Here is a 7285-nt window from a genome sequence, read left to right as displayed (position 1 = left end):
CGTATGGTTGGCGTCGCTGCCGCCGCCCACGGCTTGCCACGTAACGGGAATGCCTTCCTCTTTTCCTGCCTGCTCCACCTGTTGCATCAGCGCCCGGGTGGCGTCGATGGCGGCCATCGCCGGTTTGTGATGGACCCTGGTCAAGGTCGTCGATACGCCATCGAGGAAACCTTTCTCGCAGAGCGCAACCAGCGCCTGGTGGACGCGATCGTGCTCTTCATTCTCCCAGAAACGTACGTCCAGTTCGGCGCGCGCTTTTTCCGGCACTACGTTCGCGGCGCTCCCTCCCTGGACCACGCCGACGTTCAGCGTCGTGCCGCGAGGGATATCGCTCAGCGCGTGAATCGCGAGGATGCTGTTGGCGAACGCGGTAATCGCGGAGCGGCCTTTTTCCGGTTCGTTTCCCGCGTGGGCGGCGACGCCGGTAAACTCCAGATGGTATCCCGCCATACCTTTACGCGCGTTCACCAGCGAGCCGTCCGCCCGGGCGGCTTCGCAGACCAGCACGCAGTTCGAGCGTTTCGCCAGTTCGCAAATCCACTGATGGGAGTGGACGCTGCCAGTCTCTTCGTCCGGGTTCATGGCCACCCCGATAGCCAGCCGCTGGCGATGTTCCGCAGGCAGTGTCCGCATCGCCCACAGGATATTCAGCAGACCGCTTTTCATGTCTGCGACGCCGGGGCCGTACAGACGGTTTTCGTCGCGGCTCATCGGGCGCTCGGCCACGGTTCCCGCCGGGAACACGGTATCAAGATGGCCGACCAGCAGGACGTCGAACCGCGTCGCCTGCGGCTGGTTGGTGACAAAGACGCCAGGGCCCACGGCGCTGCCTAAATCCACCTGTTTGGCATGCCAGCCTTCCTGCTGTCAGAGTGTTTGCATGATGGCCGCGACGTCGGCTACGCCATGAAGGGTTTGCGTGCCGCAGTCAACGTTGACCAGCGTTTGCAGTTCAGCAATGTATTTTTCCAGATTCATGGGATGTCCTTATCAGAGAATAATGCGCATCAGCAGCATGGCTAAAAAGGCGTTGATCACCGAAATGGCTATCATCAGCGGAATACGCTTGGCGCGGGTGCCGATCACCCCGAGAATGCGTCCGAGGTACTGCACCTGCGAGCCCATCAGGTAAATTGCCGGGGCGAGGATTGCCAGGTGTTCGCCGGTCAGGATACCTTTATCGAACAGGCCGATGGCGACGCCGATACCGCCGCCCATCGACATCCAGCCGCCAATCAGCACCGCAGCGGCTTCGCCCGGCAGGCCGAACAGGCCCATCAGCGGGGCGAACACCATGCCGAGCCCTTTTAGCGCGCCGGTTATCTCCAGCGCTTTAATGATAATAAAAGCCATGACCACGTTCGGCAGGGTGCTGGTGGTGGCGATATTCCAGCCCTTATGGGCGCCTTCGACAAAGATGTCGGTGATAACAGGGTTAGAGGTTGGGGCGCTCATCAGGCTTCTCCTTGTACAGGGGCAACGGATTTTTTGTCGCTGAAGGTGAGGATCAGGCGCATCAGGTTCGCACCGACTATCTTCATGATGAACATCACGGCGACGCAGGCGCCGATGGAGGTTGGTACCGCCGAGGTGCCGTCCAGTGCCACCAGGGTGAACAAAATAGCGCCGGAGGAGAAGAAGTTGGTGATCATCGCGCCCGCAGAGAACTGGAACATGGCGAAGATATCTTTCTCTTTCTCGGTGATTTGCCCCTCATCGGCGAGGTTGCGGGTCAGCGATGCCCCGACATCGGTGCTTTGCAGGCTGCCGATGAGCGCCAGCCCAGTGTTTCCTGGAATTCCCATCAATGGACGCAGCAGCGGCGTCAGAAGGCGGCGGGCCGCACGCAGGGCTCCGTAATGCTCCAGCACGTTAATCATGCCGAGGGCGAACATGACCGCCGGGATAAGCCCGAGGGCGAAGAGAAAACCGTCCATGGCGCCGTGACCGCCGCTGCCGCGAAAGGCGCTGGTGGCCGTAGTAATGGTGTCGCCATCCTGGCTGACTTTGGTAACCACTTTGCCGAAGGCGCCGTTGAGTGTGGTGAAGTCAAACACGCCGTACCACTCTTTCCCGCTGAGCAGGCCGGAAAAAAAGGCGGCGGCAAACGCCAGCGCGAAATAAGCGCCGGGTCCTACCCTGTTTTCCTGCGGTAGTGAACTCATATCCATTTCCTTGTAGAGGTGCAGAATTGCCTGACCATTCTGTCGTGGCTACCGTCAAAAAAGATGATACAAATCATTTCGTAACGGTGCATGGGATAGAAATAGTGAAAAGTGTGACGGGTAAGGTTAATACGAACTTAGGGCAAATTTTCGCCGGAAAGTGATCGGCTTAACACTGTGGTGTAAAACCGTTGTGTGACATCGGTTTTAATTGGTTGTCGGGTTGTTAAATTCACCGCTAATGTTATAGATACAAAATGTAACAACTTACCTCTATGCTGACGGAATAAAACCATGAATAACTCAGGGAAATATCTGTTGTGGGCTATTCTCTCGATTGTGGGAGCGTTCGCCCTTGGCTATATCGCGCTCAACCGCGGCGAGCAGATAAACGCGCTGTGGATAGTCGTCGCGGCGGTGTGTATCTATCTTATCGCCTACCGTTTTTACGGCCGCTACATCGCCAAAACGGTGCTGGCGGTTGACTCCACCCGTATGACGCCTGCTGTGCGCCATAACGACGGTCTGGACTACGTGCCGACCGACAAAAAAGTGCTGTTCGGCCACCACTTTGCCGCGATTGCCGGAGCAGGCCCGCTGGTAGGGCCGGTGCTGGCGGCGCAGATGGGCTACCTGCCGGGGATGATCTGGATCCTGGCGGGCGTGGTGCTGGCCGGGGCGGTACAGGACTTTATGGTGCTGTTCGTCTCCACCCGTCGTGACGGCCGCTCATTGGGTGAGTTGGTGAAAGAAGAGATGGGCGCGACCGCCGGGGTTATCGCGCTTATCGCCACCTTTATGATCATGGTGATTATCCTCGCGGTGCTGGCGATGATCGTGGTGAAAGCGCTGACCCACAGCCCGTGGGGAACTTATACCGTCGCCTTTACCATCCCGTTGGCGATTTTTATGGGCATCTACATTCGCTATCTGCGCCCCGGGCGCATCGGCGAGGTGTCGGTGATTGGCCTGGTGCTGCTGGTGTTCGCCATCATTTCCGGTGGCTGGGTGGCGGCAAGCCCAACCTGGGCGCCATTCTTTGACTTTACCGGCGTACAACTGACCTGGATGCTGGTGGGGTATGGCTTTGTGGCGGCAGTGCTGCCGGTTTGGCTGCTGCTGGCGCCGCGCGATTACCTCTCGACGTTCCTGAAAATCGGCACCATCGTCGGTCTGGCTATCGGTATTTTGATCATGCGCCCAACGCTGACCATGCCCGCGCTGACGAAGTTTATTGACGGCACTGGCCCGGTGTGGACCGGCAACCTGTTCCCGTTCCTGTTTATTACCATCGCCTGCGGCGCCGTATCCGGCTTCCACGCGCTGATCGCGTCCGGCACCACGCCGAAGATGCTGGCGAACGAAGGCCAGGCCTGCCTTATCGGCTACGGCGGGATGCTGATGGAATCCTTCGTGGCGATTATGGCGCTGGTGGCGGCGTGCATCATCGACCCGGGCGTCTATTTCGCCATGAACAGCCCACTGGCGGTGCTGGCGCCAGCGGGAACCGTTGACGTAGTGGCCTCTGCTGCGCAAGTGGTTAGCAGCTGGGGCTTTAGCATTACGCCGGATGCCCTGCATCAGATAGCCAATGAGGTTGGCGAGCAGTCAATTATCTCCCGTGCGGGCGGCGCGCCGACCCTGGCGGTCGGGATGGCTTATATTCTGCACGGTTCGCTCGGCGGGTTGATGGACGTGTCGTTCTGGTACCATTTTGCGATTTTGTTTGAGGCGCTGTTCATCCTCACCGCCGTTGACGCAGGCACCCGTGCGGCGCGCTTTATGCTGCAGGATCTGCTGGGGGTGATTAACCCGAACCTCAAACGTACCGATTCGCTGCCTGCTAACCTGCTGGCGACGGCGCTGTGCGTGCTGGCGTGGGGCTATTTCCTGCATCAGGGCGTGGTTGATCCGCTGGGCGGTATTAACACCCTGTGGCCGCTGTTCGGTATTGCCAACCAGATGCTGGCAGGCATGGCGCTGATGCTGTGCGCGGTGGCACTGTTTAAGATGAAGCGCCAGCGCTACGCCTGGGTCGCGCTGCTGCCGACCGCCTGGCTGCTGGTCTGTACCCTGACTGCGGGCTGGCAGAAAGCCTTCAGCAGCGATGCGAAAGTGGGCTTCCTCGCCATTGCCAATAAGTTCCAGGCGATGATCGACAGCGGGAATATTCCGGCGCAGTATACGCAGTCTCAGCTGACGCAGTTGGTGTTTAACAACCGTCTGGACGCCGGGCTGACTATCTTCTTTATGGTGGTCGTTGTGGTGCTGGCGGTTTATTCTGTGAAGACCGCGCTGGCGGCGCTGAAAGAAGACAAGCCGACGGCGAAAGAGACGCCGTACGAGCCGATGCCTGAAAATCTGGAAGAGATTGTGACCCAGGCGAAAGGGGCGCATTAACCTTTGTGCCGGGTGGCGCGAGCGCTTACCCGGCCTACAATCCTAACGAGAGTTTAGCTATGTTCGACACCCTATCCAAAGCCGGAAAATACTTAGGCCAGGCGGCGAAAATGATGATCGGCGTTCCTGATTACGATAACTACGTCGAGCATATGCGCCAGACGCATCCGGACCAGACGCCGATGAGCTATGAAGCGTTTTTCCGCGATCGCCAGGACGCCCGTTACGGCGGTAAAGGCGGCGCGAAGTGCTGTTGAAGCCTTCCGTCAGGCATTAAGACCCCCGTCAACATCCAGACCGGTACCGGAGATCTGTCCGGCCGCTGGACTCGCCAGAAACGTCACCGCCGCCGCAATATCTTCCGGCTGACCATAATGCCCCGTGGCAATAAGCTGACGCTGCGCGTCGGCCTGGGCGCCATCCGCCGGGTTCATATCGCTATCGGTAGGGCCTGGATGCACAAGGTTAACGGTAATACCGCGTGGACCGAGATCGCGCGCCAGCCCGCGGGTGAGAGAGTTCAGCGCCGATTTGGTCATGGCGTAAACAGCGATACCCGGCATCGCGACGCGGTTAGCGAGACAGCTGCCGATGTTGATAATGCGCCCACCATCGGGCAGATGGGGAAGCGCCGCCTGAATCGCCACCACCACACCGCGGATATTGACGTTAATCAGCGCATCGATGTCCTCCAGCGACAGGGATTCCAGCGGACCGCCGCGGGCGATCCCGGCATTATTGACCAGAATGTCCAGTCCGCCGAGCGTTTGCACCGTGCGGGCGACGGCGTGTTGAATGGCCTGGGCGTTAGTGCTGTCGGCCTGAATCGCTTCGCTGCGGCGGCCAAATGCCGCTATCTCTCGTGCCACCGCCTGAGCCTTGTCGGCGGATTTTTCATACGTAATAGCCACATCCGCACCTGCCTGCGCCAGCGACAATGCAATAGCGCGACCCAATCCACGACTGGCGCCGGTAACCAGCGCTTTTTTACCCGTTAAATCGATCTGCATGATGACCTCGTTATGAGTGATGAGATTCATCATTATGTATAGAGGGTGATTATCGACCGTCAATGACGCAAAGTGCTGCTAACCTTCTTTCGGTAAATAGAGGCTGATTTGTTCCTGAGTGCAGCCATAAATGGCAGCCAGCTTTTCACGCGTGCGTTTTTGCGGACGGGAATCTTTCGCCTCGAGCTGCGACACCGCTGACTGGCTGATGCCTAGCTTATCAGCAACATCCTGTTGCGATAAGCCGCACAGAATGCGCCAGGCCGCCTGGAGGCTGACGTTTTCACGACTCATGAGAGCACAGACTGCGTCAGGCAGAAGAACATCGTCGTATTCGTCGGATTCCCAGGGGATATCTTCCCATTCCTCCTCATTTTCATCATCGTATTCCGCCATTGTCAGACGCATACGGCAGTATTCGTTATAAGGGATCACCACGTACTGCGGGTTGCCTTCATTATCCTTAATTAATTGCACTGCCATAGGGGGTCGCCTCCTCGTGAAGGTAGGTTGTTGAGGTTCTGCGTTTTATCGCCACGACATAGCAGCTTTCGCAGGTATCCCCATCCAGCGTGAAGATGATGCGGTAATCACCCACGCGTAGCCGATAGTGGCCTTCAGGCATCGATAACTTCTTAATATCTGCCGCTGGCGCATTTTTATCATCCATTGCCCGCAGTTTGTCAGCAATTCGTTGCCGGTAGCGGGAATCGATTGTCGTAAGCTGCCTCTTTGCGCGCCTTGACCAAAAAACGATCATCTTGTCCTCCACTGTACGCCTGGCTTTTTTATAAGTAAATAATAAGATTATTAGATAAATAATTAACTGCTTATCTGTGGACAATGGCGCCGCTGGAGAGGGGACAAAAGAGGAAAAGGGGAGAGATGCGTGATAGCTCGAACACGCCTCCGTCGGGTGACAGAGGCAGACAAAAATCATGGAGTACGCGTCGAAATTCTCAACTGCCTGCTGGCCGCCGAACGACGGCGTCAGCTATCGCTATTTCACCGTCCATGCCTGAGAGAACTGACGGTCTGCAAACAGGTCGAGCAGGCCGCTCATCTGGCGCAGGCGCAGCACCTCGTCGGCATCCATACCCAGCTCAGCGCTGATTTTTTCATCGTTCCAGCCAAGCTGCGCCAGTTCGCGGACGATATCGGCCATGGCGTTGATTTGGTGGCGGCCACGGGCGCGGTTATGGCGGATGGTTGAGGCCATACGTCCGCTGGTTTCTGAGGATTGTGCTGACAGGCAGCTTACCGGAACATAGCCTTTAAGCTGGCGCTTAAGCGTCGCTTTGGATTTCGCCAGCGCGTGGCGGTGAAAACCGTCGACGATTTCATAGTGATCTTCTTGCCGATAAACCACCACCGGCTGGGTGAAACCATCCGCCTCCAGCGATTTTTGCAGCAGCCTTTTCTCCGGCGGCGCCACGTTGTTTGGGTTGTAACGGTTCGGGATGACCTCTTCGTGTTTGACCCACAACACGCAATCGACCGGGTTCTCTTTGAACGGGCTGTGCGCGTGGACAGTCAGGCGAATTTGATTAATCGCCTCAATACGCTTGTCTTCGGTAAGCGACGCCAAAAGCTGGCCAATCTGTTCAATTATTGCGTGTTGCATAAGATTCCCCATTGTTGGCGCTTTTGATTCATACGTTCGCGGTAGCGCTGATAATTACCGGTTTTGGTCGGGCTGAAAGAGAGCAT

9 protein-coding genes and 1 pseudogene are annotated in these 7285 nt (G+C 57.5%); 2 read left to right on the top strand and 8 right to left on the bottom strand.

Features of this window, described 5'->3' with window-relative positions:
• From JO226_RS10195 to JO226_RS10185, 3 genes and pseudogenes are all read right to left on the bottom strand, one after another.
• Positions 1–978 (bottom strand): annotated as a pseudogene (locus JO226_RS10195) (M20 family metallopeptidase); the annotation flags it as partial.
• A 12-nt stretch (positions 979–990) separates the two neighbouring features.
• A complete protein-coding gene (locus JO226_RS10190; protein WP_293561408.1) occupies positions 991–1455 on the bottom strand; it encodes a YjiG family protein in 465 nt (154 codons plus the stop codon).
• A complete protein-coding gene (locus JO226_RS10185) occupies positions 1455–2171 on the bottom strand; it encodes a nucleoside recognition domain-containing protein (RefSeq protein ID WP_293561406.1) in 717 nt (238 codons plus the stop codon). Before JO226_RS10185 ends, JO226_RS10190 begins: the two co-directional genes overlap by 1 nt.
• Before the next feature lie 288 nt (positions 2172–2459).
• Between JO226_RS10185 and cstA the strand changes: the two genes are divergently transcribed.
• Together cstA and JO226_RS10175 are read left to right on the top strand one after the other, a co-directional pair.
• Positions 2460–4565 carry a pyruvate/proton symporter CstA gene (gene cstA, locus JO226_RS10180; RefSeq protein WP_293561403.1) on the top strand — a complete coding sequence of 702 codons (2106 nt, stop codon included), beginning with the start codon at positions 2460–2462 and terminating at the stop codon, positions 4563–4565.
• 59 nt (positions 4566–4624) lie between these two features.
• A complete protein-coding gene (locus tag JO226_RS10175; protein WP_293561400.1) occupies positions 4625–4822 on the top strand; it encodes a YbdD/YjiX family protein in 198 nt (65 codons plus the stop codon).
• Between the two features lie 9 nt (positions 4823–4831).
• On the opposite strand, the gene JO226_RS10170 is transcribed toward JO226_RS10175, so the two are convergent.
• The 5 genes from JO226_RS10170 to JO226_RS10150 all read right to left on the bottom strand — a co-directional run.
• The gene (locus JO226_RS10170; RefSeq protein ID WP_293561398.1) at positions 4832–5575 is read right to left on the bottom strand and encodes an SDR family NAD(P)-dependent oxidoreductase; all 744 of its coding nucleotides are present in this window, start codon (positions 5573–5575) and stop codon (positions 4832–4834) included.
• Between the two features lie 78 nt (positions 5576–5653).
• Positions 5654–6058, bottom strand: a complete 405-nt coding sequence (locus tag JO226_RS10165; RefSeq protein WP_293561396.1) for a helix-turn-helix transcriptional regulator — start codon at positions 6056–6058, stop codon at positions 5654–5656.
• Positions 6039–6335 carry a type II toxin-antitoxin system RelE/ParE family toxin gene (locus JO226_RS10160; protein ID WP_293561394.1) on the bottom strand — a complete coding sequence of 99 codons (297 nt, stop codon included), beginning with the start codon at positions 6333–6335 and terminating at the stop codon, positions 6039–6041. Before JO226_RS10160 ends, JO226_RS10165 begins: the two co-directional genes overlap by 20 nt.
• A 240-nt stretch (positions 6336–6575) precedes the next feature.
• Positions 6576–7199: a ParB/RepB/Spo0J family partition protein gene (locus JO226_RS10155; RefSeq protein WP_293561392.1), complete on the bottom strand. Its 624-nt coding sequence runs from the start codon at positions 7197–7199 to the stop codon at positions 6576–6578.
• On the bottom strand, positions 7184–7285 hold a 102-nt coding region (locus JO226_RS10150; protein ID WP_293561411.1), incomplete at its 5' end, for a hypothetical protein. The genes JO226_RS10150 and JO226_RS10155, both read right to left, overlap by 16 nt.

The sequence above is a fragment of the Pluralibacter sp. genome (assembly GCF_019237635.1).
In the GTDB taxonomy this organism is placed as follows: domain Bacteria; phylum Pseudomonadota; class Gammaproteobacteria; order Enterobacterales; family Enterobacteriaceae; genus Enterobacter_B.
This window is presented reverse-complemented; position numbering and strand designations above follow the sequence as displayed.

Excerpts from the sequence above, each read along its gene's own strand:
- JO226_RS10155 (WP_293561392.1), bottom strand. The coding sequence starts at position 7,199 with ATGCAACACGCAATAATTGAACAGATTGGCCAGCTTTTGGCGTCGCTT.
- JO226_RS10175 (WP_293561400.1), top strand. The coding sequence starts at position 4,625 with ATGTTCGACACCCTATCCAAAGCCGGAAAATACTTAGGCCAGGCGGCG.
- cstA (WP_293561403.1), top strand. The coding sequence starts at position 2,460 with ATGAATAACTCAGGGAAATATCTGTTGTGGGCTATTCTCTCGATTGTG.
- JO226_RS10185 (WP_293561406.1), bottom strand. The coding sequence starts at position 2,171 with ATGGATATGAGTTCACTACCGCAGGAAAACAGGGTAGGACCCGGCGCT.
- JO226_RS10170 (WP_293561398.1), bottom strand. The coding sequence starts at position 5,575 with ATGCAGATCGATTTAACGGGTAAAAAAGCGCTGGTTACCGGCGCCAGT.
- JO226_RS10165 (WP_293561396.1), bottom strand. The coding sequence starts at position 6,058 with ATGGCAGTGCAATTAATTAAGGATAATGAAGGCAACCCGCAGTACGTG.
- JO226_RS10160 (WP_293561394.1), bottom strand. The coding sequence starts at position 6,335 with ATGATCGTTTTTTGGTCAAGGCGCGCAAAGAGGCAGCTTACGACAATC.
- JO226_RS10190 (WP_293561408.1), bottom strand. The coding sequence starts at position 1,455 with ATGAGCGCCCCAACCTCTAACCCTGTTATCACCGACATCTTTGTCGAA.